This window comes from Marinomonas sp. NPDC078689 (genome assembly GCF_044542435.1).
In the GTDB taxonomy this organism is placed as follows: domain Bacteria; phylum Pseudomonadota; class Gammaproteobacteria; order Pseudomonadales; family Marinomonadaceae; genus Marinomonas; species Marinomonas arenicola.
Genome location: NZ_JBITUJ010000014.1, coordinates 20,002 through 46,310, shown reverse-complemented (window position 1 = coordinate 46,310; position 26,309 = coordinate 20,002). Strand labels below are relative to the sequence as shown.

Here is a 26,309-nt window from a genome sequence, read left to right as displayed (position 1 = left end):
AAATTATTGATCACCAAGGGCCATGAACGTTCCCTTCTTGCGTTAACTAATTGTTATTTATATCAAATTCGTGGGGATACCTCAGGCTCTGACCCTAGTCGTAACCGTTGGACTCTCTGCTTCAGTAAAACGGCCGATTCTTGTTCTTCCATTTGCTTGCGCCTGTCTCGCAAGCTCGACGCGTCAGCGCAGATGAAAAACAAGAACCTCTCACACTGATTGCGCATACCGTCCGCAGGGTCAGACCCCTTAAAAAGTCGCACAGCCTCCAACCAACCACATCTCTTGATGTTTAAGGGCTCTGACCCTAGTCGTAACCGGCAAATTAGCTGACGCCAAATTGTTTAAAGGGACCTGACCCCTTTTAGCGAAGCGTTAAGGTGTGGTGGAAAGTAAGAAAGGTGTGCTAACCAGTATCGCGGTGTTTGAATCGATGAGGAACTTTTATAACGTCAGAGGTGGCTCAATATTTTTACCTGTTAATAACTCAGGTAGTTATCCACTTTGTAAATTAGAGGCTGCTTTAAAATGGTAGGGAGGTTGGGTTAAATCTGGTGTGCTTAGGATGGAAAAAATGGCCTTCTGCGTGAAGTGCCTCCATAAAGTTGGTTAGTCCAACTCTTGGAGGTCACTTCAATGAGGCCATTTTTATTTTTGACTAGGGTTGTGTTGGCTCTTCACTTTTCGGAACCACATTATAGTCGTCGTCTTTTGCATAGATGCGTTGCATGTAGATACCGGCAATAGCAAGGAAGACACCCGTTACTGCACTGATAAAGGCAAGAGAAGCGAACCAAATTAATGCGACTAAGCCAACCATGGATTTTGGTACTTCAATGGCTTGCTCTTTGTCGCTGATATAAGCGGCTAGACGATATATTTGATTGGAATTTACCAAACGGTTGATGTCATGTTTGATCAGACTCTGCTGTTGTTGAATATCATAGATATCGTTATCAATGGCTTTGACTTCTACTTGAATTTCATCGTATTGGGCCAGTTGTTTATCTTTTTCCTGTGCGGCTCTTGCTGTGGTCGAGTTACGATTTTGACCAGCCAGCTGTAAGACTCTTGCGTAGTTATTTTGATAGGCTGAGCGTTTCTGTTCTATGTCCTGTGTTTGACTTAGAATTTGCTCTTCAAGATAGGCCATACGCTCTCGACCAAGGTCGATGCGTTTCTGGTAATCTCGACCTAACACTTGCAGCTGATCTTGCAGTTGTTGCTCACTCTGAGTTTGCTTAGCGAGTGCATCATCACCAATGGTGCGGTCTGACACGGTATAGAGTCGATCCTCTTTTTCCGCAATTAATCTACGATATTTGCTTTCTACTTGTGAACGAGTGAAGAAGTTGGCGTCGTCCATTTTTTGCTTCATTTCCGCTTTTAGCTGGTCTAGTTCTTTTTGCAGCTTGGCTTTGTCTTCTTCTGATCCACTTACATAGCTATTTAGAAGGCCTCTTAAGCGTTGCTGTAGGACTTCACGCTCTTTGTCCCAGGTGTTGTATATCTCTCTTTCTTTTTGGTTCAAGGCGGTTATTTCTGCTTGGTACTGTTGGGTTACTGAATCCTCTGAGCCCAACTTTGCGATCTGGCTATTAACGTGCTCTCGTTCTCGACCTAGAGTGCTGTAGTAAGCGTCATTCGCTTTGCGAATACTCGTTTGGTAATTCTCATCCACCTGTTGAGGGTGGATAATATTAATTTCTTCTTTGCGGCGATTTAACACATCGATTTTGTCTTGCAGTAATAGCGCTTCATTTTTTCTGTCGTCAATAATGATGTTGAGTCCAGAGAAGTTACGCTCAAAACCATTTAACATGGTTTCAAATGTTATGGTGGCCAGCATAATAAGGCCGACAAAAAATAGCAGGCGCCAAGAGCGATGTTTGGCATACATCATGGCTGTTGCTACTGGAATTTTAGCCGCTTCAACCACAGCAACCAGTACAAAGGGCAGCGCGGCGACTAAAATACTACTATAGTCCCCAAAATTGAGTGTGCGGTCTGTTTTATCGAGTTGGGTATAAACCGAAAAAGAGACGATGATAGAAATCAGGAAACCGATACTAACCGCTAAGATTTCGACAACCCAAGCAAATTTGACCAGCCTTACACCGATATTAAAAAGTTCTCTATTAGAAAGCTTGTTATGGGGTTCCATGTAAAATTATCCAGACAGACTAGGTTAAATGAAGATCACTAACTTCATTGTTTGAAAGTAATTCACCGCGTATTTTCGTACACTTTAATGACAGTTTTTCAATAATCTGTCAGCAACTTGCATATTATTAGCACAGAGCATACCAATGATCCCAGACATTTTCATCAAGAGACAGTTGAATGCGAGCCAAGTTAACTATTTAGGAAAGGTTCAGTCTTTGTGGAGCGGCTATGGAGAGATAGCAAAATACCAGGTTAAGGCTGCGGAAATGTCTAAAACAGTCATACTGAAACAAATCCGTCTTCCTGAAAAAGTAACCCATTTGCGAGGCTGGCACTCTGATTTTGCGCATCAAAGGAAGGTTCAGTCTTATCATGTGGAAGCGGCGTGGTATCAACACTGGGCGGCTCGTTGTTCTGACAAATGCCGTGTTGCTGACTGCTATGGTGTGTATTTTAATGAAGACACGGGCGACCAATACTTATTATTGGAAGATCTAGACAGCTTAGGTTTGGCGAAACGACACACGCGCTTATCGGTAGAGGACTGCTTGGTTTGTCTCAATTGGCTCGCGCATTTTCATGGAGAATTCTTGCATCCTAGGGAGCAGATAAACGCTGAGCGATCCGTTTGGCCACAGAGGTTATGGCCGACCGGAACCTATTGGCATCTAGCTACACGGCAAGATGAGTGGCAAGCGATGGAAGAAGGTCCATTGAAAGAAAAGGCTTACCAAGTAAGTGAATCTTTACTACAAGCTCATTACCAAACCTTGGTTCATGGCGATGCTAAGGTGGCGAACTTTTGTTTCTCTGAGGATGGGCTGCAGGTTGCCGCCGTGGACTTTCAATATGTCGGTGCTGGTATTGGTGTGCAGGACGTCGCTTACTTTCTCGGCAGTGTGTTATCTGAAGAAGACTTAACCGCCTCGTTAACGTATTTATTAGAACATTACTTTGCCGAGTTAGGTCAGGCCATCGTAGCCAGAGGCGAATCGCAAGATTTGGCAACGGCGGTGATTGATGAGTGGCAGTCATTATTCCCCATAGCCTGGGCGGACTTCCATCGCTTTATTGTAGGATGGAGCCCCGATCATGTTAAAAACACAGCTTTTAGCCGACGTCTTACGGCGCAAGCGTTAGCGCAATTGGACTAAATGAAGTTTGCTTACTGACCCAGTGCTCGTTTGGTTTTTGCGGTAGCTTGCGCACTTATAGGGTCATCAGGCCAAGGGTGTTTTGGGTATCTCCCGCGCATTTCTTTTTTCACTTCTGGGTAGGCTTCACGCCAAAAGAAAGGCAAATCTAGGGTAACAGCCAGGGGCCGTTGCGCCGGCGATAACAGTTCCAGCTTTAGACTTTGGCCCAATACTTTTGGTGAGTTTGTCATGCCAAACACTTCTTGTAGCTTCACACTTAAGGTGGGAGTTTGGTTGGTATAATCAATCAAATGCTGATGACCAGAAGCAACCGATAGTCTCTCGGGGACAGCATCGGCTAGGCGTTTTTGTAATGCCCAGGGTAAGCTATCGAGCATTATTTGTTTGAGATTAAGTTTGTTCAGCGCCGATTGCATCGTGATATTGGCCAGATAGGGACCGAGCCACTCATTAAGGTTGGCGAGTAGTCCTTCGTGACTAACATCAGGCCAATCATGCTGGCTATCATGCTGAGCGGCAAATTGTATTCGAGCCTTAAGCTGTAGACTGTCTTTATCCCAGGGCAATGCTTCCAGGCCGACTTTGCGTATCTGTATGAGCATAGCATTTCGAATTTGTTCAGGGTCGAGCTGCTTGTTCTTTTTACGCTGTATGCACAGCTTGCCGATCCAAGTTTGCTGCTCACTGATCAAGCGGCCTTCTTGTTTTGACCATTCTAAATGATCTCGGGTGATAAAAAGGTGCGTTAATATGTTTTTAGCAAGGCTAATGTCGAGTGGCTGAGAAAGGAAAATACGGTCCGCATCTTGTCCTTGATGCCCCCCTATATCCAATGCCACAAGCCAGTCCGACTGCGCGTTGGTATCGTGTTTTTCTAAGGTTGCTATACGCCCATTTGCTAATTTAAAACGTACCTTGTCTGCCTGTTGGTCGAGGCGTTTCCCGATGCGGTCCGTAAATGCGCCCGCCAGCAAGAGCCCCAATACAGAGGCATCTTCCGCGCGGATGGATGAAGTCTCAAGGGGTAATTTTTGACTGCGTGTTAGCCATTGTTTCACTGAGTGCTGGTAAACCGCTCTAGGGCGACGACTCGACATGGCTAGGTGCTGATTAAGCCAATCAATACGGCTCTCGAAATCGCTGGATTGCTGAGCAAAAGGGTCCCCTTCGGATAACAGAGCGCAAGCTTGGCAAGCCAATTCACTGTGTTGCCAACGTTTTCCTAAAATAAGTAACTGAGCCAACCGTGGATCTAAACCGAGTTGTGCCATGTTTTGACCATGATCGGTCAACTCAAAGGCGTGAGCGTCTAGGGCATCTAAGGAGCGCAGTAAGTCCACCGATTGCTGCCAATGACTTTCTGGCGGCGGTGTCACCCAGTCCAATTCTAAACGATCTTGAGCCCCCCATTTTGCCACTTCTAACATCAGAGTACTCAGGTCGACACACTCTATTTGTGGCTGAGCTTGTGGTGCCAAACGAGATTGCTGTTCTTCACTCCACCAACGTAAACAGACGCCGGCTTCTGTTCGTCCTGCCCGCCCCATTCTTTGTGTGGTTTCGGCTTGTGTTGCACGACGTGTATGCAAGCGAGTGGTGGCGGTGTTGGCGTCAAACTGAGCTTCTCGGCTCAAACCGCTGTCGATCACAATTCGAATACCATCTATGGTTAAGCTCGTTTGGGCGATGGCGGTGGCTAAGACGATTTTACGTTCTGGGGCGATGGCTGGCTGGATGACGGCTTCCTGTTCTTTTAGGCTCAATTCGCCGTAGAGGGGACGAATCTTAGCCTCGGGGTCATTGCCTAAACGTTGTTGTAATTGTGTCGCAGCTTGGCGGATTTCTTTCTGGCCTGGCAGAAAGACCAACAAACTGCCGGGGTATTCTCGATACGCTTGGTAGGTAAGGCGAACGACTTCGTCCACTACCTCGGCGGTTTTTAAGGATTTATTCGCATAGTGTGTCTCGATTGGAAAACCACGACCGTGGCTGGTCAGAGTCGGGCAGCCTAAGCGCGACTCTAATAATGCGGTGTCTAGCGTGGCGGACATGACGAGCAGTTTTAGAGGGTCCTCGTCACGGTAGAGTTCACGGGCTTGCAGACACAGTGCAAAAGCCAAATCAGAGTGTAGGTTTCGCTCATGAAATTCATCAAAAATAACCAGAGCGATATTGTCTAAGCTAGGGTCGTCTTGCAGCATGCGCGTCAGTACGCCTTCGGTGACGACCAACACTTGTGTCTCGTTGCTTTCTTTTCCTTCGTGCCGAATACGATAGCCGATGCGTTTGCCTAAGGGTTCTTGTAACGAATCCGCGAGTCGTTTCGCCGCGGTTTTAGCGGCCAAACGTCGTGGCTCTAGCATCAGGATCTTTCGTCCTTGACGCCATGCTTCGTTCATTAATTCCAGTGGCACCACAGTGGTTTTACCCGCGCCGGGTGCGGCTTCAAGAATGGCCTCGTGAGCGTCATTCAGCTGGGCTTTTAAGGCAGGAATTAAATCGTAAATCGGCAGTGAAGGGGACATAACATGGCTCGTAAAATGACTCTTCACATAATACTTGTTTTTGGCTTGTTATCGAACCTTCACTTTGGGCTCCGCGATTGTAATGTCGGACTGGCAGCGTGCAATACAGGGTAAAAAGTACCCTTGAGCTAATTCTTTTTGGTTTAAGCCTCTTGGCTGCTGTTGCCCGTAATCAATCTCGCCAGCCAGTAACGGCGTCAAGCAAACGCCACACACACCATTAAGGCAGGCGTGTTTAATGGGGATTTCATGCTTGATGAGCACCTGTAGAACCGTTTCATCTTGGGAGATTGATAGGCTCCGCTCTGCGGCGGCAAAGGCTAAGTCTATGTGTCTACTTTTCATCTTGGAATCATTGTGCTGTTAATACGTGATTAACTTTAGCATGATATAAAGCAAACAGCGGATACTCTAATTTGACTAACCCTTAGAGTAAAAATGGGAAGTAAGCGGTGTTATGAACGAAAAAAATAAAAAAACATTACTCGTTGTAGATGATGATCAAGACATTAGGTTGTTGCTTTGTGATGCGCTTTCACAAAAAGGCTATTGTGTTTTGGAAGCAGAAACAGGGGAGCAAATGTGGTCCCATTTGCAGCAAACCCAGGTTGATTTACTGTTAATGGATTTGTACTTACGCGAAGAGGATGGTTTGCATCTTGCTAGAGAAGTGAGGGAACATTTTTCTTTTCCAATCATGATGTTAACAGGAAAAGGAGATGAAACAGATCGTATTTTGGGCTTAGAGCTGGCGGCCGATGATTATATGATGAAGCCGTTTAATTTACGTGAATTAGCGGCACGTATTTATGCCCTGTTACGCCGTTCTGCTCAGCAAGTGCCCAGTGTTGAAAACATAGCTGAAGCACATGAATGCTTGTATTTTGGTCATTGGACTTTGGACCTTGTCGCCCGCCAATTGATTCACCAAAAAGGAGAGCAAGTCGTGCTAACGCTGGGAGAGTTTTCTTTGCTAGAAGCCTTGATTCATCATCCTGATCGAGTATTTACGCGTGAGCAGCTTATTGATCAAAGTCGCGGCATTGAGTCTGATGTCTTTGATCGCACCGTTGATGTATTAATTTTACGCCTGCGCAGGAAGATTGAGAGTAACCCTAAAACGCCTGAATTTATTAAAACCCAACGAGGCCTTGGATACTTCTTCCAAGGGCCTGTTAGGAAACGTTAAATGCGCTTTATTAGCATTCGACAAAAAGCCTCCATCATTATTTTAGTGATCAGTGTGGTTGCGTTTTTTATGGTCGCCATTGGTTGGCAATCGATGCGAGTCAGTGAAGCGACTCTGTCGGATTTTGAAGCAAAAACATTGCCTGAAATTAGCACGTCATTAACGCTTGCCGAAGGCGTTGCACAGCTTGCTGCAACGGCACCTTATACCGCCGGCTCAGGTCGCCCCTTTCAATTGCAAACAGAATCTAAGCGTATTCATCTGCGTATTTTAGCGTTACGTGGTGTGGCGAATAGTTTACTGGACAGCAGTTTCAGACAAAGCATAGATATACGGCTTGATGACTTACAAAAGACGCTAGAAGAATTAGTCTCTTTGGTACGAGAAGAGCTTTATATTCGCGAGGACAGTTACGCCCAGCAGTTTCGTATCCGGCATATCGCACCGCAAGAAGGGAAAAGTTACTCTGTTTATCCTCGGCAAGGACTGGATTGGCTCTTGCAGCTTTTGGAGTCGCCAGACAATGTGCCCGATAGTATTTTTAATAAATTGGCGTTGCAAAGTCATCATGGAGAAGCGGCCGATATTGCGCAATATCTTCTGGCTGCTCACCATCGTTTGGCGCAGATCCAAGAGAGAAAGAGATATTTACTGATTTCCATTCGAGCCAAATCTGAAGCGCTGAGTGCGCAAGTAAGTCAGTTTGTTGGCCGTTTGCAGAAAAAGGTAACCCGGCAAAGAGAATCCGTGTCGGCGTTCGTATCTAATGGTCAGCATTGGATTATTGGCATCTCTGTTTTCCTGTTACTTGGTCTTACTCGACTGTATTGGCAAAGCCAGAAAATGACGCGGGATTTGCAAGCCGTAACACGAGATATGGAGCAGCTTTCGTTAGGTCGTACAGACGCACATCGTTTGCCGATTAAGCGTAATGACGAGATTGGTACGTTAGCTGAGGCGTTTGAAGTGTTTCGGTGTGATGCTATTCGGAGGCTGGAAGTCACCGCAGAGTTGTCCGAGCAGAAACATTTATTGGAAACTATTTTTGACAACATGAACGATGGATTGAGCGTGTTTTCTGCGGACGGAACCTTGTTAGCATGGAACCCAGGTTACGAGCAGCTTTTCTCGCTTGAGCCTAATGAGCTGAGTAGAGGGATGCCAATTAATGAAGTTCAGCGGCGGATTAATAAGGGAGAGCATACGACGCTCAATATAGAAAGTAAGCAGATTCAAATGGATGAGGTGAACGTCGCACGTCATGTCCGCAGTCAGAGTTTTGAGCGGCATTTTGAATCTGGAAAGATAATAGAGTTCCGTTCTAAACCTATGCCAGAAGGCGGTTTTGTCACCTTGTATACAGACTTAACAGAGCGGAAAAGTGTGGAAAGTCAGCTAAGGCAAGCGCAGAAAATGGAGATGCTAGGGCAGCTTACCGGCGGTGTGGCCCATGACTTTAACAACCTATTGGCGGCAATCATGGGGAATTTGCAAATGTTAGCAGATTCCCAGCCGCAAACGGCGGACCAAACACGCTACATTGAGAGAGCATTAGCCGTTTCTGAAAAAAGCAGTAATCTAGTGCAACGCTTGCTGGCTTTCAGCCGCCGACAACAATTATTCCCTGTTTCTACGCACATTGATGACCTAATCGAAGGCATGCTGGACTTAGTTGAATACAGCGTGGGCGCTCATATAAATGTGAGTTGCGATTTACAGTGCGCCGATGAGGTGAGCTTAATTGACCCGTCACAATTAGAAAATGCACTGCTTAATTTGGCGCTAAACAGTGCCGCAGCCATGCCAGATGGTGGGCAACTCTCTTTTTCAACAAAGCGCTGCACTCTACCGGACAGCGAGGTTGCCGCTGTACGAATTAAAATAGAAGACTCAGGGGAAGGGATTTCTGACGCCGTGTTAAGTCGTATCTTTGAACCATTTTTCACCACCAAACCCGTGGGCAAAGGCAGTGGTTTAGGGTTAAGTATGATTTATGGTTTTGTGAAGCAAAGCGGCGGTGAAATAAAGGTGACGTCTGAATACGGGAAGTGGACTCGCGTGTGCCTCTTTTTGCCTGCTCAACGACAAGAAACACAGACTGTCGCCGCCACAAAAAAAGTGCCAATCGCCAAGATTAGTTTACCAAAAGAGAGCTTACTTTGGTTGTTAGAAGATGACCTAGCAGTACAAGACACTTTGCGCGAGCAGTGCCAGAAAATGGGTTTATTAGTGCAGTGTTTTGAGCGGGCAGAAGACGTTCTAGCGGCTTTGGAAATGTCGTTTACTCCTGATGTTATCTTGTCAGATGTGAACCTTGCAGGGCAAATGAACGGGGTTGAATTAGCGCATCATATTAAACACGAGAGAAAGGGGGAGCAGGTAGGAAGTGTACCTGTGGTCCTGATGTCTGGTTTGCCTTATGAAGAAGTAATGCAAAAATACAGTCTCGATGAGACGGATATATTTCTTTCAAAACCCTTTACCATCAACGATTTAGGAGGAGTGTTAAAAGTAGAAAGTTGAATTGTTACAAATATTACAAATAAAGTTCGGTGTATGAAATTTTCCATTAGTTTTTATTTTGCATAGTAAGCAACGAAGCAGAGATCTGGCAGTCCTGGTTCACTGGCTTTTGCAGCCAATAATAAAAACAATATTGGAGTTTAACATGACATTCATGCCTCGCTTTTCTTATAAGAAATTAGCGTGCCTTGTGGCCGCTGGTACTCTTTCCTCTGTCGTTATGGCAGACACGCCTATTATAGGTCTCATCACTAAAACCAATACCAACCCATTTTTCGTCAAAATGAAAGAAGGTGCTCAAGAGAAAGCAACGGAACTGGGTGTGGATCTTAGAACATTTGCTGGCCGCTATGATGGCGACAATGAGAGCCAAGTAAAAGCGGTAGAAAACCTGATCGCATCTGGCGCAAAAGGCATTTTAATCACGCCAAGCGACCCTGCTGCGATCGTTCCTACTATTGAAAAAGCGCGACAAGCAGGCCTCTTGGTGATCGCTTTAGATACTCAGCTTGATCCTGTTAATGCCGCAGACATGACGTTTGCAACCGACAATTTTAAAGCGGGCGAAATGATTGGTGCTTGGGCGAAAGCCAAATTGGGTGATAAAGCCAAAGAAGCGAAGATTGGCTTGTTAGACCTCAGTACCAGCCAGGTGACGGTTGATGTTGCTCGCGACCAGGGGTTTTTAAAAGGTTTTGGTATCGATATCAAAGACCCTACACGCATTGGTGATGAAACAGATCCGCGTATTGTTGGTCATGATGTAACACAAGGCTCGGATGAAGGTGGCCGCAGAGCCATGGAAAACCTACTGCAAAAAGACCCAGAGATTAATCTGGTATACACCATCAATGAACCTGCCGCCGCAGGGGCGTATGAAGCACTGAAATCCTTCGGGTTAGAGAAACAAGTGATGATTGTTTCAGTCGACGGCGGCTGCCCCGGTGTCAAGAACATCAAAGCGGGTGCGCTAGATGCAACCTCCATGCAATTCCCTCTTAAAATGGCGTCTGAAGGTATAGAAGCGATCGTACAGTTCGCGAAAACAGGCACTCGCCCTGTCGCGACCGATGGTTTGGATTTCTTCGATACAGGTGTCCAACTCATTACCGATGAGCCAGTCAGCGGGATCAAATCTGTTACCTCCAAAACAGGCCTAGCGATGTGCTGGGGTTAAGCATTGTCTGATAGATAGGCGCGAAACCCGCCTAGTTTTACCGTTAGCCATTATGGCTAGCGGTGCTTTTTTCTGATTGGAGTAATGTATGAGCACGACTGATCCTAAAGTATCTACTGCGGTACTTGACCATGATAAGGTGGCCGATCAAGCACAAACCTACGTGGCTAAGTTTGAGCGTAATGAAACCTTCGCCCACCGCTTCCAACGTTTTTTACATAAATACCCCGTAGCCGCCCCGAGCATTGTTCTGGTGCTGGCAATCATTGCGTTTAGCTTGATTGTAGGAAACCGCTTTTTACACCCCTTTAATTTGTCTTTAGTGTTGCAGCAAGTGACCATTATTGGGGTGATTGGTATTGCTCAAACCTTGATTATTTTAACCGCAGGCATTGATTTGTCTGTGGGGGCCATAATGGTGCTCTCTTCTGTGGTGATGGGGCGTATGGCGGTTGATTATGGGTTGGACCCTTGGTTGGCGCTGTTGGCGGGTATCGCTGTTGGTGCGTTAACTGGGTTGATCAATGGGCTGCTGATTGCGCGCATGAAATTACCCCCTTTTATTGCTACCTTGGGCTCGTGGAATGTCTTTTTTGCCTTGAATTTGTGGTATTCAAAAAGCGAAACCATTCGCTCACAAGACATTAATGCCACCGCGCCTTTGTTACAGTGGTTGGGTGAAACTATTAATGTTTTCGGCGCACGTTTAACGTACGGCTCCTTACTAATGCTGCTGCTATTTTGCGTCATTTGGTATGCCTTAAATTGGACCGCTTGGGGACGTCATGTTTATGCAACGGGCGATGATCCGGCCGCGGCAAAGCTCGCGGGGATTCGAACGGATAGAGTGTTACTTTCTGTGTATGTATTGGCTGGTGTGGTGTGTGCTATAGGGGCTTGGGTCTTGATTGGGCGCATTGGCTCAGTCAGTCCGCAAGCGGGTTATACCGCCAACTTAGACAGTATTACCGCGGTGGTGATTGGAGGCTGTAGCTTATTTGGTGGTCGGGGCTCTATTTTTGGAACCTTGGTTGGCGCCTTAGTGGTCGGTGTATTCAGGAATGGTTTGGCGCTGGCTGGTGTGGATGTACTTTGGCAAGAATTCACCGTTGGTATTCTTATTATCGTCGCGGTAGGCGTTGATCAGTGGATCAGAAAGGGGACAGCATAATGACAATCACTAAACAGATGCCGGTTCTTCAAACCAAAGGTCTGGTAAAGCGCTACGGTAGTGTTACGGCGATTGACCATACGGATTTTGAGCTCTATCCGGGTGAAATTTTGGCAATTATTGGCGATAACGGTGCCGGAAAATCTTCCTTGATTAAAGCCTTATCCGGTGCGTTATCGCCTGATGAAGGCGAGATATTTCTAGATGGTAACCCTGTGCATTTTTCGTCACCGATGGAAGCTCGTTCGTTAGGCATAGAAACGGTTTATCAGAATCTTGCCGTCTCTCCAGCATTGAACATTGCCGATAATTTATTCTTGGGGCGTGAGATTCGTAAACCGGGTATTTTAGGGTCTGTTTTTCGGATGCTAGATAAAAAAACCATGGAAGAGCGTGCTCAAGCCAAAATGGAAGAGTTAGGGCTGATGACGATTCAAAATATTAGCCAAGCCGTGGAATCCCTATCTGGCGGTCAACGCCAGGGCGTCGCGGTGGCTCGCTCTGCTTTATTTGGCAGTAAAGTGGTGATTATGGATGAACCGACAGCGGCACTGGGAGTAAAAGAGTCGCGCCGAGTGCTGAACTTGATCAAAGAGGTGCGGTCTCGTGGTTTACCGATTATCCTAATCAGTCATAACATGCCGCACGTATTTGAGGTGGCTGACCGCATTCATATACACAGGCTTGGTAAACGAGCGGCAGTGATTACACCTCTTTCCCATTCGATGTCAGATGCAGTGGCTATTATGACAGGGGCAATGGAAGTAGAGAGTGACACTCAAGCGGTGTCATGAAGAACAACCTTAAGCGCGTCCAACAATGGGGGCGCTTAACGACAATAGAAAAGGTGATACATGCAAAAGCCAGTGGTAAACATGTGCTCTGTATCGATGCGAAAAATGATGACGACCCTATGTTTGCCTATTGTTTTTGCAAGTATTCTCCTCCTTAGTCTGCTGGCGCATGCTACGCCGTCGATTGCTCCTGCTACGACACAATTAAGGTCGATTGGCATTAGCGTTTCAGATCTTGGTAATCCGTATTTTGTTAAATTGATTGATGCGACTACGGCCGCCGCAGAGCGACTGACCCATCACTCTGTCAAAATGTATATACATTCCGATGCTTATGACATAAACCGTCAAATTCAACAGGTTAATAGCTTCATCGACAAAGGGGTTGATCTGATTATTTTGACGGCAGCAGATGAGCATAAAATAGCACCGGTGGTCGCTAAAGCACAAAGAGCGGGTATAAAAGTGGTGGCTGTCGACATGAACGCCCAAGGGGCGGATGCGACCATCACCACAGACAATGTTCAGGCTGGCATGTTGGCTTGTGAGCGACTTGCGAAGAAAATTCATTATCGCGGTAATTTTGCCATTATAAATGGCGTGTCTGTGTCTTCTGTTTTAGAACGTGTGGCTGGGTGTAAGTCTGTGTTGAAAAAATACCCTAAGATTACGCTATTAAGTGATCGTTTAAATGGCACAGGGAGTGCAGAAGGGGGAATGGAAGCAATGACGTACTTAATGGAAAAATACCCACACCTCGATGCCGTCTTCTCAATTAATGATCCAACGGCTCTTGGGGCGTTGCAGGCTTCTAAACAAGCAAACCGGACTGAGTTTTTCTTAGCCTCAGTGGATGGCGCCCAATTTGCGATTGATGCTATCCAGCAGGATAATATTTGGATTGCAACGGCGATTCAGCGTCCTATTATTATGGCCAACAAAGCCGTAGAAATTGGTATTAAACTGCTGCAAGGGCAGCCTATTCTCCAGCGCTTTATTCTCATTCCATCGATGTTAGTAGAAAAACCTTAATCTCATTTTGTCTTTTGATTCTTACTCCGTACGCTGGTGTTTTTTGATAACAAAGGTAAGCTAGAAGCCTCCTACATTTTGAGTTGGCATATGGACACGTCAGAAGTATTTCTCCAAATCCTGAATACTGTTTTTCCACTGGTAAGTATTGTGCTTGTCGGTTTTGTATACGCTCGTGTTCGTCCAACTGATATGACAGTAGCGAATCGATTAAATATGAGCGTTTTTATTCCGGCTTTGATTTTCTCGGTAATGGCGGCAAAAGAGTTTCATATTGCTCAATATCAAGGGCTTATTATTGCGGCTGCATGCGTGGTGTTAGGTTCTGGACTATTAGTATGGCCGTTATGCCGATGGTTAGGGGTGTCGGCTAAAACATTAGTACCGCCTATGATGTTTAATAACAGCGGTAATCTTGGCATTCCACTTTTGGTGTTGGCGTTTGGTGAAAAAGCCTTGCCCATTGCCGTGGTCTTGTTTCTCACTGAGAACTTACTGCATTTTACCGTTGGCATGTATTTATTAGACCCAAAAACTAAGATTATGAATATCTTAAAAATGCCGATGATCATCGCGACAATTTTGGGACTAATATGGAGCTTGCAAGGCTGGACATTGGCCCCCGCCGTTGGCGTCTCTGTTGATATGTTGGGTCAAATCTCCATTCCTTTGATGTTATTTGCGCTAGGGGTGCGGATGACGGAGGTGGATCTAAGTCATTGGAAATTAGGTGTTATTAGTGGCTTTTTATGTCCTTTGAGTGGGGTTATTATGGCCTTTATCTGGCAGCTAACAGTAGGGCTCTCGGCTGAGGATTTTGCTTACTTACTGGTCTTCGCTTGTTTGCCGCCAGCGGTATTGAACTACATGGTGGCAGAAATCTACCAGCAGGAACCTCATAAAGTGGCTTCGATGGTGTTGATTGGTAATTTAATGAGTTTAGCGATTGTGCCCTGTGTTTTATTTTACGCCTTATAAAAAACAAGGTGCTGTTGAAATGATAAGAGATATTAAGAGAAGACAATGATTTTACAAATTGGGTTAGTCATATTACTGGTCATCGGCTTTATCATTATTAGCCGCATTATAAGCAATAGCATTGTGTTATTTGGCAGAAAGAAAGCCGTTGCAGATGTGCGAGTGAGCTATGTGATTAAAATGCTTCAGCTAGGCTTGATTGCCATTGGTGTACTGCTGACGTGTTTGATTATGGGCGTAGGTTACGGGCAGCTGGAAGTGTTCTTTTCTTCTGTGTTTGCGGTTGTGGGCATCGCTTTATTTGCCCAATGGTCGATCCTAAGTAACATCACTGCGAGTTTGATTATCTTCTTTGGTTTTCCCTATCACGTTGGCGATTGGGTGAAGGTTGTGGATAAAGACGACGAAATTTTAGGTCAAATAATCGATATATCTAGCTTCCATGTGATTATTAAAAGGTTGTCAGGAGATGTCGTTACTTACCCAAATAGTTTGATTTTGCAAAAGCCGGTAATTCGCTTTATTGATGAAAAAGCCGCTCGTGGCATGAGTAAGTTAATGGACAAACTAGAAGAGAAACAAGACGTCTAAAATCGAACAAAAAACAATCAATATTTTCAGCTGCATAGGATTTTGTGTCATAATCAATCTCTCTCATCCTTCAGAATAGAGAGCGAGCTATGCAGTCTGACCCAAAAGCGTTACTAAAGAAAAACGATGAGCTTATTCAATCGGATGTGCTCAAAGTCAAATCTCATGTTCAGCGTGCACAGGACGACTGGATTCAGCACACCTTAATGATTGAAGGCTACGATGTCCCTTTTCGTTTCAAACGCCAAGGCAAATACCGAACATTACGTGGTGCACGCGTTAATCTAACCTATTACCCCACTCAAGAAATGGTCGCCGGAATTCCTGTGGAAATCATGAAAGTGGTCCGCGTTAAACGGACTTAATCCTTTTTCTGATGCGATGCCATAAAAACGATTATTTTCTTCTGGTATGCTGAACTTAGCAACGACTTGAAGGTCTTTCATGTCGGGTTCTTGTGAGTTTATTTAGGTAGAGAAATTAATGGAAATGAGTCGTTCAGGCAATGCCTTCGCGCTGGTAAAGCGAGTTGAAAGAAGCGTTTGGTTCCAGGGTTTTATTATCAGCATCATTATTATTGCGGCGCTGACGGTAGGGGCTAAAACCTACTCGTTACCCTCTGGTGTCGAACTGGCGATTAATTATCTAGATACCTTCATTACCGTCTTCTTTTTGGTTGAAGTGAGCTTACGTTTTTTAGCGTGCGATGACAGGTGGCGCTTCTTTAAAGACCCTTGGAATGTGTTTGATACGATCATTGTGATTGGCAGCTTAGTACCCATGTCAGATACGGACATGGTGCTGGTGGCGCGATTGTTGAGAGTATTCCGCGTCTTACGTCTTGTTTCTATTATTCCTGATTTGCGCTTTTTGATTAATGCGCTGATCAAAGCCATCCCTAAAATGGGCTACATTGCCCTGCTGATGTTTATTATCTTCTATATCTTTGCAGCGGTAGGTTCGATCTTTTTCGAGCATATTAACGACAAGTTATGGGGAGATATCGCCATTTCTATGTTGACCTTGTTTCGTGTCGCTACCTTTGAAGATTGGACCGACGTCATGTACGAAACAATGGAAGTGTACCCATTAAGCTGGATTTTTTATGTGGTCTTTATCTTCCTAACCGCGTTTGTCTTCTTGAATATGATGGTGGGTGTGGTGCTTGATGTGATGACGCGAGAAACCGCTGAAAAAGAACACGACGCACAAGAAAACAACCACCAAGCCTTGGTGACTCAAATCAGTGAGCTGCAAAAGCAAGTCGCGCGCCTAGCGGATACACTAGACGCCCAGCAGCAAGAAAAAGACGGATCTAAAAAAGAGCGTTAAACCAGCGTTTGCTTACTGGTTCTACGAGCCAGTAAGCGCCCACCTAGCGTGTTGAGTATTAGCCCTAACAGAACGAACAAGATGCCAATCCATTGCAGTGGACTGATGTATTCGGACAGTAAAATAGCCGACGTGGTGAGGCCAACGACAGGGACGCCAAGTGTGAGAGGAGCAATGGTCGCGGCTGGATAGAGAGACATCAAGTAGCTCCATAATCCATAACCGGCCACGGTTGCAAAAATGGATAAATAGGCCAAAGTTGCCATGGTGCCCCAATTGATGTTTTGTAGGCTTTGTACCATGACATCGGAGCCATCAATAAACCACGAGCAAACGAAGAAAGGCAGCGGTGGAATCCAGCAGCTCCAAATGACCAAGTTGACGTTAGCGTGATAGCCTTTTTTACTAATCACCTTGGTGCTGATATTGCCTAATGCCCAACAGGTGGCAGCCACTAAGGTTAAGCCAAAACCAATCAAGGTCATGCTGGTGTTGTCATTTTCAAGGGCGATGGTAGCCAGGCCGCCGGCGGCAATGGCAATAGCAATGACCTGATAAGGGCGAACGCTTTCTTTTAAGAAAACAACCGCAAAGAGCAGTGTGAAAATCGCCTGAGACTGCAAAACAAGAGACGCTAACCCTGCTGGCATTCCGAATTTCATCGCGCTAAACAAAAAGGCAAACTGGCCAAAGCTGAGAGGAAGGGCGTATAAAAACCACCATTTAAGTGGCGTTTTTGGACGCTTGAAAAAGAGCGAGCCAATCACTGCCACCATTAAGAACCGTAAACCACCCAACATCATCGGGGGAAGGTCGTCTAACCCCCAAGCAATGACAACGAAGTTAAGGCCCCATGCAATAATAATAGCGAGTGCGATCAACATATCCCTACGGGTCATTTCAAATTCCTTGAAGCAAAGGTGGTTGGGTTTGTTAGCTTACGTTGTTTACTAACAAGCGCCAATGTACAGATGTACAAAGAATGAAAGATACAGCGAAGGTCGCCAAAATAGAAAGGGTTACTCTTCAATAACCCTTTGTTTTGTTTATCTATATTTTTCCACTATAACGGAAATAAATTAACCATTTACCGCGTCTAACGCTTGGCTAATATCGGCAATAATGTCTTCAATGTTCTCAATGCCGACAGAAATACGGATTAAGTCGGTGCTGACTCCCGCTTTGGTGAGCTCTTCTTCATTCAATTGACGGTGCGTCGTGGTCGCTGGGTGGCAAGCAAGGGATTTCGCATCGCCAATGTTTACCAGTCGTAATACCATTTTTAACGCATCGATAAATTGCGTGCCAGCAACCAAGCCACCTTTCACGCCAAAACTCAACACGCCAGAGGCTTTACCACTGGTGATACGCTGACTGAGGGCATGGTATGGGCTGTCTGGAAGCGCCGCGTAATTGACCCAGTTTACTTTCTCGTGACTCTGTAGGTAGGCGGCTAATTTTTCCGCATTAGAACAATGACGCTCCATGCGTAAGCCCAATGTTTCAAGCCCTTGCATGATTAAGAATGCACTGTGTGGCGACAACGCCGCGCCAGTGTTGCGCAGTGGCACTACGCGACAACGACCTATGTACGCCGCCGCGCCTAATGCTTCGGTGTACACCACGTTATGGTAGGAAGGGTCTGGCTCGTTCATCATTGGGAAGCGTTCTTTGTTGGCGACCCAGTCAAATTTACCAGAATCGACAATCATGCCGCCGACGGTGGTGCCGTGACCCGCAATGTATTTTGTTAAGGAATGCACCACAATGTGCGCGCCTAGCTCGAATGGACGGCACAAAAATGGGGTTGCCACTGTGTTATCCACAATCAGAGGAATACCGTGTTTGTTGGCAATGGCCGCCAGTGCTTCGATATCGACAATATTGCCCGCTGGGTTGCCAATGGACTCACAAAAGATCGCTTTGGTGTTGTCATCGATGGCGGCTTCAAAACCGGCAAAGTCATCGGCAGACACCATACGCGCTTCGATTCCGCGGCGCGGAAAACTGTGGGCAAATAGATTGTAAGTACCGCCATACAGTTGGCTGGTGCTAATAATGTTAGAGCCAACATCACAAATACACTCAATCGCGTAGGTAATCGCCGACATTCCAGACGCCACCGCTAGACCTGCAATGCCACCTTCCATCGCAGCGACGCGTTGCTCTAGCACGTCGGTGGTTGGGTTCATGATGCGGGTGTAAATATTGCCAGGTACTTTTAAGTCAAATAGGTCCGCGCCATGCTGTGTGTCGTCAAAGGTATAGGACGTGGTTTGATAAATGGGAACCGCAGCGGCTTTGGTGGTTTCTTCAGAGGTGTAACCATGATGAAGAGCAAGTGATTCTAATTTCATTGTAAGCAATCCTAGTCTTATTATTGGGGGGATCTAACAGCACCATATTAACGCGACATGGCGTGTTAGAAAAACGCGAGCAATGGCTATGACGCGTATGATCAAGGTGCCTTCACGCGACTAGATAGCCTTGCTCACAAACAGGCGATTAACTTTGTGGTGTGAGTATTGCGTCAAATGAGTCGTAATTTTCCAAAACACCAAACCAAAAAGAAGAGCTGATCATCTTAAATTTACGCTCATGCTTCTCGCTAGCAAGTGTTTCGATTTGCCACAAAATCCCAGAGGCTTGCGGGAAGTCATCGCCATTGAGTTGTTCTTCATAGAGGCGGTGCATTAAGCCGTTATCGCCTAGGCCACAGGACAACAAACGAACTAAATTAGCGGATAAGTCGGTATCAAGGAGCTCAAGATCAGAGGCATTTTTAGCATGAAGGGTGATGCTAAAGTCGACGCCAGTCGGTTGCGCAAAGATGCCGTTAAAGGCTTCGCGTAATAAGCCATAGGCATTAAAAAAGCGTTCATGAAATTGGCAATCTGAGTATTCTTCCCACAACCTGTCATCGGCCATTTCATGGCTCAATTGATCGATTTTACCTGGGGTCACATCGTCAGAGAAAAGCGACGTTAACACGACATTGGCGGCGTCAGCTGGGGCTAAATCATTTAAAGACATGAGACACATGTCTTTCAGCTCGGCATCGGTTAACTCTTCTAGGCCATCCTCTAACTCCATTAATGTCATGAGAGCGAGGAATTGTGGACGAGTCCATGCGTTGGGTATGGCGGAGATTTTGTGAAATGACTCTAGTTCAATAGAAAATTTTGCAGACATGAGTGCCTCCAATAAAAAAGCCGCAGAAAAAAGGGCTTTGTAGTAAGAAAGCTAAACCGTATTGACTATTTATACAAGAAAGCAGCCCCTATGTGGTGAAAAATAGGCGTTAAAAAAGCGGCTCGAAAGCCGCTTTATAGTTATGTTTTTGACGGCTTTAAATAAACAATAACACCGCCAAGTTCATAACTTGTGAGATCAGTAAAACACCAACAAATCCCCCTAAGTAGAGCAAGCAGAACCATTGCCATGGTTTGAGGTTATCGGCTTTTGCTTTGAGTGTTTTCCACATCTTAGTAACCCTCCTGATAGTCTTCGACTTTCCCCGAAAAGACACGGTATCCCCATAAGGTGTAGATGCATATCACAGGGATAAAAATACACACGCCAGGCAATAAGAACTCAAGGCTGGTGGTAGGCGATGCGGCTTGCCATAAGGTTAATTGATGTGGAATCAAGTAAGGGAATACGCTGACTACCAAGCCTGCTAGTCCTAATAAGAAAAGCAGAATGCCACACCAAAATGGGCGCGCTTCATGGCGATGGCTGTGCAAATCTTTCCAAGACACAACGGCGGCGATCAAACACAAGATAGGCAGTGGCGCTAGGTATAAGAAGTGACTACCTGAGAACCAACGCTCCTTGATGTCTGGTTGAGTGAATACCGTCCAAATGCTGACTACGGCCATGGCAATCATCACCATGACCAACAAGACTTTAGCCAATTTGGCGGCGTGAGCTTGGATCACGCCACGTGATTTCATATAGAGGTAACACGCCGCTAACATGGCATACCCAGCCATCACAGCAAAGCCTGTAAAAATGGTGAAAGGCGTGATCCAGTGCAGACTAGACATAGCTTCACTGCCTTCTGGAATCCCTTGAACTATGGTTCCCAACACCAAGCCTTGGCAGAACGCCGCCACCGCGGAACCTGCGCTGAACGCAAAATCCCAATACGGACGCGAGCGATCAGATTTAAAGCGATATTCAAAGGCCACACCGCGGAATATCAAAGAAAACAGCATCAGCATTAAGGGAATGTACAAAATAGACAATAAGCCCGCATACGCCGCAGGGAAAATGCCATAGAGCAGGGCGCCACCCATGACGAGCCAAGTTTCATTGCCATCCCAAACGTGTGAAATAGACAGCATTAAGTGATCGCGCTCCCCTGGTTTATCAAACCAGGGGTATAAGATGCCGATGCCCAGATCAAAGCCATCAAGACAGACGTACATGAAAATGCAGAATCCCAGTACTAAGAAATAAAATAAAGGTAAATCCATTACTTCTCTCCTTCGTGATCTTCATGTTTCAAGTTTTTCACCCATGCCAGAGCATAGCCGGGAGCGTTCATGCCAATAAGGTGTTTTTCTAGGGTCGCCATTTTAGGCGGTCCTTTACGAATCAATTTGCGCATAAAGTAGAGATAGACAAGAGACAGTAGAAAGTAGATCACCACAAACATAGTCAACGAAAACAGCACGCGCTCAGCAGGCAGTGGTGAGACCACATCTGAGGTTCGTATCAGGTTATAAATAACCCAAGGTTGACGGCCTGTTTCTGCGACATACCAACCGGCAATGGTTGCGACCACACCCATAGGTGTAAAGAAAGTCACTGCACGTAAGAACCATTTATTCTCATACAATCTGCCTTTGCGGCGTAAGACCAAGGCGGCCAGAGCGATGGCGACCATCCCCATACCAAGACCAACCATCACGCGGAACGACCAAAATACCAAGGGCACATAAGGACGGTCTTCTTTTGGAAAGGCTTTTAAACCGGTAACCGAGCCGTCCAGTGTGTGAGTCAGTATTAGGCTGCCAAGATTCGGAATACCCAGTTGGTAATCGTTTTCTTCGGTTTGCATGTTTGGCATTGCGAATAGCAGTAGTGGCACTTCGCTTTCTTGCGCTTCCCAGATACCTTCCATCGCCGCTAATTTCGCTGGTTGATGCTCTTTTACTTCTAGGCCAGATTCATCGCCGACTTTGACTTGTAAAATAGTCAGCACCAACAACAGCCACATGGTCATGGAAAGCCCTTTTTTAGAGAAGTTCACATGACGTTTTTTTAATAAGTAGAACGCGCTAACACCAGCGACCAATAACGACGCCGAGATCAGCGAAGCCAGTAACATGTGTGTCAATCGAATAGGGAAAGAGGGGTTAAAGATCACCTGCATCCAACTTTCTACATGGAAAACGCCATCGATAATTTTATAGCCCTGCGGCGTTTGCATCCATGAGTTAGCCGCCATGATCCAAGTCGATGAAATCCAAGTGCCAATCGCCACAACCAGTGTTGAAATAAAATGGACTTTTCGACCGACTCGTTGCCAACCAAACAACATGACACCCAAGAAGCCAGCTTCAAGAAAGAAGGCTGTCAGTACTTCGTATGCCAGTAATGGCCCAAGTACGGGGCCCGCGATTTCAGAGAATTTGGAAAAGTTAGTACCAAACTCGTAAGACATGACGATGCCACCGACCACACCCATACCAAAGGTAATAGCAAAGGGTTTGATCCAAAATTTAGCCAGCTGCAAATAACGTGGGTCATCTGTTTTCAGCCAGAGCGCTTCCCAAAGGGCAATCAAGGTTGCTAAACCAATCGTGATGGTTGGGAAAATAATATGAAAGCTGACGGTAAAAGCGAATTGAATACGCGATAGCATCGCTGAGTCAAAATGTTCCATAGTGATACCTAAGTAAAACAAAAGACGAGATGGAGTAGGGCAACACACGCCGCTCTACTCCTAGCCTAAGAGCGCTCTAAATCAAGACTTCTTTAGAAACAGCTGTTTAACGGCAAGAGGAGAAATGGCTAGGCAAAAAATGCTCGCCAGCGTGATGATTTCAGTCATAAAAGAGGCAGTATTCATGGTAAGTACCTTGTTAATTGCAGTGATATTGATGTGGATCAATTTATCTATTGCTAAGCAAGACAGAGGCCAGCTTTCCATATTTCGTATCTTATTGATTTATAAGTAATAAAAATTTCATTTTGAATTGCCTGTAAACAAGGTTTACGATTACACCATTCTTTTAGTGTCAACGAGGTTTACAGTTTGACGATTTCTCTGATGTTCGAAGTGTCTATGCTGATTTCCAGCGTATGTGGCTTACTGGTGGCGGCATGGTTGCTTTGGCGTGCGCAAAATCAAGGCGAGCTACAGGCATTGGCTGGTTTTGCCATCATGATGGCGATCTGGTGTTTTGGTCATGTGGCGCTTTTTCAGGGGTATGAGCAAGTGGGTGTCCACATCATTTTGGCGAACCCTTTAATGCCGACTTTTTTCCTCCATTTTGCAATCCGGTTTGTCTACTCTGGCTCGGCAAAAGACGTCTGGCTGAGGCGCTTGGCTAAAAACCTGCCTTGGTTCTATTTAACCAGTATCGCGGTGGTACTCCAGAGCTGGTGGGTGGATGCTGGTGCGGCGAGCCAAACATTCGATACGCGTTCTTTCTTTGTGTTTACCAATGCGGGTGCGTTTAATCTGGTGTACACCATCTTGATCGGCATGCTCGCCCATGGGGTATTGTTGTTTGGTTGGTATCGTCATACGGGCAACAAAAAACGCTCTATTTTGGCCATGTTTGGCGTCGGTGCATGGGGGTTATTACTGGCCACCAGTTTTGTATTTCCTTCCTTTGGTATCAGCTGGTTTCCTTATCCGATGCTGTTATTGCCCACTTATCTTCTGTTGTTGGTGTACGCCGTCGTGCGCTATCAGATTTTGTCGGTGAATGCGTTCGCCAATCGCGCTCTGCTTTGGTTGGCGATGATGCTGGTGATCTTGTGTTTGATTTCTGTGATCAGTGTGGTTTCAGGGCGGGTGGGGTTGCAGGCATTGGCGAACGTGCCCAGTTGGCAGTTATGGCTCTATTCGCTGCTTACCTTGGTGGTGTCAGCGTTAATCTACCAACCGCTTAATCGGCTTATTTCGCGCCTTATTTACCCCGGAGCAGTATTAAACGAACAGGTATTAGATACTTGGTCGACACAGTTAAAAGAAGCCCATGACTGGGCCAGTTTGATTTCTGTTGGTGAACACCTACTCTCTTCACAGATACGACAAAACATACGCATAGATGTGCAAAATCATCATAAAGACAACTTGAAAGAAGAGCGTGCCTTGGCACTTATTGTGAACCGTACTGATCAAGGTTGGCATTCTGTTTTGGTTGGCTGGAACGATGCCAGCCCGGGAATGCGCCTAACCGCTGAAGTATTCGGCTCCTTGTTTTCCACCAGTTGTGGTTTGTTAGAACGTTCATTGGCGCTTGCCGTCGCTGAGCGCAAACGCTTAGACGAACAGCACCTGGTTGAATTGGGCAGTTTGTCGGCGGCAGTCGCTCATGAGTTACGTAACCCATTGAATATCATTTCGATGGCGGCTTACGATGCTCCTGTTGAAACACGTCAGCACATTCAAACCCAGCTCAAGCGAGCGGATCGCTTGGTGAGCGATATGTTGGTGTATTCAGGCGGATTGGCTCTGCACAAAACCAAGGTGCCTTTGCATGCGCTGGTGGCGAGTATTGTGGCGCAATCACACCTTGGCGAGATCGAGTGCCAGTTGGACATAGACGACGCCATTGAGCTGCCAGCAGATTATCAAAGAGTGCAGCAGGTGTTTATTAACCTGATTGATAATGCGGTGGCATTTTTACGTAATCAAGCGGATGGAAAATTGGCTATTCAGGCGCGAGTCAGTACCGATGCAGTGGTGATTCAGGTGCATAATAATGGCCCTAAAATAGACGAAGCATTAACCGGTGAGGTTTTGTTTCAGCCTTTTGTGACGAAACGAGCGGGTGGTAGCGGCCTTGGTCTTGCTATTGTTCGACGTATATTAGATGCCCATCAAGGGCGGATTTTTCACCGCAGTGACGCCGGTTGGCCAGTGACCTTTGAGCTCTCTTTCCCTTTACCTCAGTCGACTTCTGACGACGCAACAGTATCTGGCACCGCGCCAGTGATAGGCCATTAAATGACGCAAAATAAAATTCTATTAGTCGACGACGAACCCGCCTTTCGTGAGTTAGCGAGCCGCTGGCTAGCGGGCCAAGATTATCAAGTAAGAACCGCAGGTAGCCTAGAAGAAGCGCGTCAGGCGATGGTGGGGTTTGATGCGGATTTGGTGTTGCTTGATTTGTCGATGCCACCACACTTTGACCCGCTGATTACCCTGGAATCCATGGCGGAATTTGATGGGCGTCCAGTGATTATCATTACCGGTCATGCGGATCGGGATTTGGCCTTAAAAGCCGTATCCTTAGGCGCATGGGACTTTATTGCCAAACCCATTGATCCAGAAATGCTCGCGGTGGTGGTGCGTCGCGCCATTACCAAAACCACCTTAGAGCGGGAGCTCAATCAGTTAAAGCAAGCGGGTCAATCGGCCCAAGGGGCTGCTGCCTATATTGGCCACTCATCGAGTGCGCAAAAAATCCGTGCCTTGATAGAGCGCATCGCCCCAACGGACGTTCGAGTGTTAGTCACTGGGCCGTCGGGAACAGGGAAAGAAGTGATTTCTCGAACTCTGCATGATTTGAGTCATCGTGCTCGACAACCGTTTATTTCTGTTCATTGTGGCGCGATTCCCGACGAACTGCTTGAAAGTGAGTTGTTTGGTTATGTGAAAGGCGCGTTTACGGGAGCCGAAAAAGACAAAGAAGGGTTATTAAGCCTCGCCGATGGCGGCACGCTTTTTCTGGATGAAATCGGAGAAATGCCACTTACCATGCAAGTCAAAATGCTGCGAGTCTTGCAAGAAGGCACCTTCTTCCCCGTTGGCGGCCGTGAACAAAAGCACATCGATGTGCGCGTCATCTCGGCAACCAATGCCGATCTGGTAGAGAAAGTGCGAGAAGGGCGCTTCCGTGAAGACTTGTACTACCGAATTAAAGGCGTCAACATCGAAACCCAATCGCTAGCTGAGCGTTTAGAAGATGTGCCTGTCTTGTTGCAAGCTTTCCTAACGAACCTAAGAGCCAAACAAGAAAAGACTTTGCTATTAAGCAATGAGGCCGTGCAATGGTTTCGAGAGCAAGCATGGCCTGGCAATGTGAGAGAATTGAAAAACGCCCTAGAAAGCGTTGCCTCGATCTGTCCTGCAGGCCACATCACCATGGAAGACATTCATTTGCTGTATCCATCGACTGGCGCATATGCTGCCCCAGCTATAGGGACAACGCCGGACAGTGACGCCACCTTAGATGAACAAGTCCGAGCGCTGGAAATACGATTGATTCAAAAAGCCCTCGCCACAACCCAAGAAAACCGCACCCAAGCCGCAAAACAACTCGGCCTATCGCGGCAAGGCTTGATCAAGAAAATAGAACGGTATGGGCTGTGAGGGCTTCTGGCTCATAATTTAAAGAAACCAACAGGTAAAGCGACTATTCGCGCCTGCGCGTGGAGCGTATCTGTTGGTTCTTTTAAGACGCCTAAATAAGTGCCTAGATCAG

General features: G+C 46.3%; 23 protein-coding genes. 14 read left to right on the top strand and 9 right to left on the bottom strand.

Annotated elements, in window-relative coordinates; all coding sequences use genetic code 11:
* Positions 1–658: 658 nt before the first annotated feature.
* A complete protein-coding gene (locus ACIGBN_RS16740) occupies positions 659–2,164 on the bottom strand; it encodes a hypothetical protein (RefSeq protein ID WP_396666691.1) in 1,506 nt (501 codons plus the stop codon).
* Between the two features lie 268 nt (positions 2,165–2,432).
* On the opposite strand from ACIGBN_RS16740, the gene ACIGBN_RS16735 reads away from it, so the two are divergent.
* Positions 2,433–3,320 (top strand): phosphotransferase, encoded by an 888-nt coding sequence (locus ACIGBN_RS16735; protein WP_396666689.1) that lies wholly within the window; start codon positions 2,433–2,435, stop codon positions 3,318–3,320.
* Between the two features lie 11 nt (positions 3,321–3,331).
* Here ACIGBN_RS16735 and hrpB read toward each other — a convergent pair whose 3' ends face one another.
* Both hrpB and ACIGBN_RS16725 read right to left on the bottom strand, forming a co-directional pair.
* On the bottom strand, positions 3,332–5,848 hold the full coding sequence (hrpB, locus tag ACIGBN_RS16730; protein ID WP_396666687.1) for an ATP-dependent helicase HrpB: 2,517 nt from the start codon (positions 5,846–5,848) through the stop codon (positions 3,332–3,334).
* 48 nt (positions 5,849–5,896) lie between these two features.
* Positions 5,897–6,193 carry a 2Fe-2S iron-sulfur cluster-binding protein gene (locus ACIGBN_RS16725; RefSeq protein ID WP_133004553.1) on the bottom strand — a complete coding sequence of 99 codons (297 nt, stop codon included), beginning with the start codon at positions 6,191–6,193 and terminating at the stop codon, positions 5,897–5,899.
* Positions 6,194–6,305: 112 nt separating this feature from the next.
* On the opposite strand from ACIGBN_RS16725, the gene ACIGBN_RS16720 reads away from it, so the two are divergent.
* From ACIGBN_RS16720 to ACIGBN_RS16675, 10 genes are all read left to right on the top strand, one after another.
* Positions 6,306–7,037 (top strand): response regulator, encoded by a 732-nt coding sequence (locus ACIGBN_RS16720; protein WP_133004552.1) that lies wholly within the window; start codon positions 6,306–6,308, stop codon positions 7,035–7,037.
* On the top strand, positions 7,038–9,560 hold the full coding sequence (locus tag ACIGBN_RS16715) for a PAS-domain containing protein (RefSeq protein WP_396666684.1): 2,523 nt from the start codon (positions 7,038–7,040) through the stop codon (positions 9,558–9,560).
* Between the two features lie 145 nt (positions 9,561–9,705).
* Entirely contained in the window at positions 9,706–10,737 is a 1,032-nt protein-coding gene (locus ACIGBN_RS16710) for a sugar ABC transporter substrate-binding protein (RefSeq protein ID WP_133004550.1), read from the top strand.
* Positions 10,738–10,825: 88 nt separating this feature from the next.
* Positions 10,826–11,908, top strand: a complete 1,083-nt coding sequence (locus tag ACIGBN_RS16705) for an ABC transporter permease (protein ID WP_133004549.1) — start codon at positions 10,826–10,828, stop codon at positions 11,906–11,908.
* Positions 11,908–12,702, top strand: coding sequence for an ATP-binding cassette domain-containing protein (locus tag ACIGBN_RS16700; RefSeq protein WP_396666681.1), 795 nt, complete (start codon positions 11,908–11,910; stop codon positions 12,700–12,702). Before ACIGBN_RS16705 ends, ACIGBN_RS16700 begins: the two co-directional genes overlap by 1 nt.
* Before the next feature lie 60 nt (positions 12,703–12,762).
* A complete protein-coding gene (locus ACIGBN_RS16695; RefSeq protein ID WP_396666679.1) occupies positions 12,763–13,734 on the top strand; it encodes a substrate-binding domain-containing protein in 972 nt (323 codons plus the stop codon).
* A 90-nt stretch (positions 13,735–13,824) separates the two neighbouring features.
* Entirely contained in the window at positions 13,825–14,712 is an 888-nt protein-coding gene (locus ACIGBN_RS16690) for an AEC family transporter (protein WP_396666677.1), read from the top strand.
* A 45-nt stretch (positions 14,713–14,757) separates the two neighbouring features.
* The gene (locus tag ACIGBN_RS16685) at positions 14,758–15,303 is read left to right on the top strand and encodes a mechanosensitive ion channel domain-containing protein (protein WP_133004546.1); all 546 of its coding nucleotides are present in this window, start codon (positions 14,758–14,760) and stop codon (positions 15,301–15,303) included.
* A gap of 89 nt (positions 15,304–15,392) precedes the next feature.
* On the top strand, positions 15,393–15,668 hold the full coding sequence (locus tag ACIGBN_RS16680; RefSeq protein WP_133004545.1) for a hypothetical protein: 276 nt from the start codon (positions 15,393–15,395) through the stop codon (positions 15,666–15,668).
* A 118-nt stretch (positions 15,669–15,786) separates the two neighbouring features.
* Entirely contained in the window at positions 15,787–16,635 is an 849-nt protein-coding gene (locus ACIGBN_RS16675; RefSeq protein ID WP_133004544.1) for an ion transporter, read from the top strand.
* Here ACIGBN_RS16675 and ACIGBN_RS16670 read toward each other — a convergent pair.
* The 6 genes from ACIGBN_RS16670 to ACIGBN_RS16645 all read right to left on the bottom strand — a co-directional run bounded on the left by ACIGBN_RS16670 (position 16,632) and on the right by ACIGBN_RS16645 (position 22,531).
* Entirely contained in the window at positions 16,632–17,534 is a 903-nt protein-coding gene (locus ACIGBN_RS16670) for an EamA family transporter (RefSeq protein WP_396666674.1), read from the bottom strand. The genes ACIGBN_RS16675 and ACIGBN_RS16670 overlap by 4 nt on opposite strands.
* A gap of 180 nt (positions 17,535–17,714) precedes the next feature.
* Positions 17,715–18,992, bottom strand: coding sequence for an O-acetylhomoserine aminocarboxypropyltransferase/cysteine synthase family protein (locus ACIGBN_RS16665; RefSeq protein ID WP_396666672.1), 1,278 nt, complete (start codon positions 18,990–18,992; stop codon positions 17,715–17,717).
* A gap of 148 nt (positions 18,993–19,140) precedes the next feature.
* Positions 19,141–19,827, bottom strand: coding sequence for a hypothetical protein (locus tag ACIGBN_RS16660; RefSeq protein WP_396666670.1), 687 nt, complete (start codon positions 19,825–19,827; stop codon positions 19,141–19,143).
* A 157-nt stretch (positions 19,828–19,984) separates the two neighbouring features.
* Positions 19,985–20,119 (bottom strand): hypothetical protein, encoded by a 135-nt coding sequence (locus tag ACIGBN_RS16655; protein WP_279433454.1) that lies wholly within the window; start codon positions 20,117–20,119, stop codon positions 19,985–19,987.
* A gap of 1 nt (position 20,120) precedes the next feature.
* Positions 20,121–21,116 (bottom strand): cytochrome d ubiquinol oxidase subunit II, encoded by a 996-nt coding sequence (gene cydB, locus ACIGBN_RS16650; RefSeq protein ID WP_133004540.1) that lies wholly within the window; start codon positions 21,114–21,116, stop codon positions 20,121–20,123.
* Positions 21,116–22,531, bottom strand: a complete 1,416-nt coding sequence (locus tag ACIGBN_RS16645; protein ID WP_396666667.1) for a cytochrome ubiquinol oxidase subunit I — start codon at positions 22,529–22,531, stop codon at positions 21,116–21,118. The genes cydB and ACIGBN_RS16645 overlap by 1 nt, the downstream gene beginning before the upstream one ends.
* A 124-nt stretch (positions 22,532–22,655) precedes the next feature.
* Here ACIGBN_RS16645 and ACIGBN_RS16640 point away from each other — a divergent pair, with 124 nt between their 5' ends.
* From ACIGBN_RS16640 to ACIGBN_RS16630, 3 genes are all read left to right on the top strand, one after another.
* Positions 22,656–22,826, top strand: a complete 171-nt coding sequence (locus tag ACIGBN_RS16640) for a hypothetical protein (protein ID WP_396666665.1) — start codon at positions 22,656–22,658, stop codon at positions 22,824–22,826.
* 77 nt (positions 22,827–22,903) lie between these two features.
* On the top strand, positions 22,904–24,829 hold the full coding sequence (locus ACIGBN_RS16635; protein ID WP_396666663.1) for an ATP-binding protein: 1,926 nt from the start codon (positions 22,904–22,906) through the stop codon (positions 24,827–24,829).
* Entirely contained in the window at positions 24,830–26,197 is a 1,368-nt protein-coding gene (locus ACIGBN_RS16630) for a sigma-54-dependent transcriptional regulator (RefSeq protein WP_396666661.1), read from the top strand.
* Positions 26,198–26,309 lie beyond the last annotated feature (112 nt).

What these genes read in the sequence shown, in the direction of transcription:
- ACIGBN_RS16705 (WP_133004549.1), top strand. Translation starts at nt 10,826, where the DNA reads ATGAGCACGACTGATCCTAAAGTATCTACTGCGGTACTTGACCATGAT.
- ACIGBN_RS16740 (WP_396666691.1), bottom strand. Translation starts at nt 2,164, where the DNA reads ATGGAACCCCATAACAAGCTTTCTAATAGAGAACTTTTTAATATCGGT.
- ACIGBN_RS16660 (WP_396666670.1), bottom strand. Translation starts at nt 19,827, where the DNA reads ATGTCTGCAAAATTTTCTATTGAACTAGAGTCATTTCACAAAATCTCC.
- ACIGBN_RS16640 (WP_396666665.1), top strand. Translation starts at nt 22,656, where the DNA reads ATGGCTAGGCAAAAAATGCTCGCCAGCGTGATGATTTCAGTCATAAAA.
- cydB (WP_133004540.1), bottom strand. Translation starts at nt 21,116, where the DNA reads ATGGATTTACCTTTATTTTATTTCTTAGTACTGGGATTCTGCATTTTC.
- ACIGBN_RS16720 (WP_133004552.1), top strand. Translation starts at nt 6,306, where the DNA reads ATGAACGAAAAAAATAAAAAAACATTACTCGTTGTAGATGATGATCAA.
- ACIGBN_RS16690 (WP_396666677.1), top strand. Translation starts at nt 13,825, where the DNA reads ATGGACACGTCAGAAGTATTTCTCCAAATCCTGAATACTGTTTTTCCA.
- ACIGBN_RS16725 (WP_133004553.1), bottom strand. Translation starts at nt 6,193, where the DNA reads ATGAAAAGTAGACACATAGACTTAGCCTTTGCCGCCGCAGAGCGGAGC.
- ACIGBN_RS16700 (WP_396666681.1), top strand. Translation starts at nt 11,908, where the DNA reads ATGACAATCACTAAACAGATGCCGGTTCTTCAAACCAAAGGTCTGGTA.
- hrpB (WP_396666687.1), bottom strand. Translation starts at nt 5,848, where the DNA reads ATGTCCCCTTCACTGCCGATTTACGATTTAATTCCTGCCTTAAAAGCC.
- ACIGBN_RS16675 (WP_133004544.1), top strand. Translation starts at nt 15,787, where the DNA reads ATGGAAATGAGTCGTTCAGGCAATGCCTTCGCGCTGGTAAAGCGAGTT.
- ACIGBN_RS16715 (WP_396666684.1), top strand. Translation starts at nt 7,038, where the DNA reads ATGCGCTTTATTAGCATTCGACAAAAAGCCTCCATCATTATTTTAGTG.
- ACIGBN_RS16645 (WP_396666667.1), bottom strand. Translation starts at nt 22,531, where the DNA reads ATGGAACATTTTGACTCAGCGATGCTATCGCGTATTCAATTCGCTTTT.
- ACIGBN_RS16680 (WP_133004545.1), top strand. Translation starts at nt 15,393, where the DNA reads ATGCAGTCTGACCCAAAAGCGTTACTAAAGAAAAACGATGAGCTTATT.
- ACIGBN_RS16630 (WP_396666661.1), top strand. Translation starts at nt 24,830, where the DNA reads ATGACGCAAAATAAAATTCTATTAGTCGACGACGAACCCGCCTTTCGT.
- ACIGBN_RS16695 (WP_396666679.1), top strand. Translation starts at nt 12,763, where the DNA reads ATGCAAAAGCCAGTGGTAAACATGTGCTCTGTATCGATGCGAAAAATG.
- ACIGBN_RS16670 (WP_396666674.1), bottom strand. Translation starts at nt 17,534, where the DNA reads ATGACCCGTAGGGATATGTTGATCGCACTCGCTATTATTATTGCATGG.
- ACIGBN_RS16735 (WP_396666689.1), top strand. Translation starts at nt 2,433, where the DNA reads ATGTCTAAAACAGTCATACTGAAACAAATCCGTCTTCCTGAAAAAGTA.
- ACIGBN_RS16655 (WP_279433454.1), bottom strand. Translation starts at nt 20,119, where the DNA reads ATGTGGAAAACACTCAAAGCAAAAGCCGATAACCTCAAACCATGGCAA.
- ACIGBN_RS16685 (WP_133004546.1), top strand. Translation starts at nt 14,758, where the DNA reads ATGATTTTACAAATTGGGTTAGTCATATTACTGGTCATCGGCTTTATC.
- ACIGBN_RS16665 (WP_396666672.1), bottom strand. Translation starts at nt 18,992, where the DNA reads ATGAAATTAGAATCACTTGCTCTTCATCATGGTTACACCTCTGAAGAA.
- ACIGBN_RS16710 (WP_133004550.1), top strand. Translation starts at nt 9,706, where the DNA reads ATGACATTCATGCCTCGCTTTTCTTATAAGAAATTAGCGTGCCTTGTG.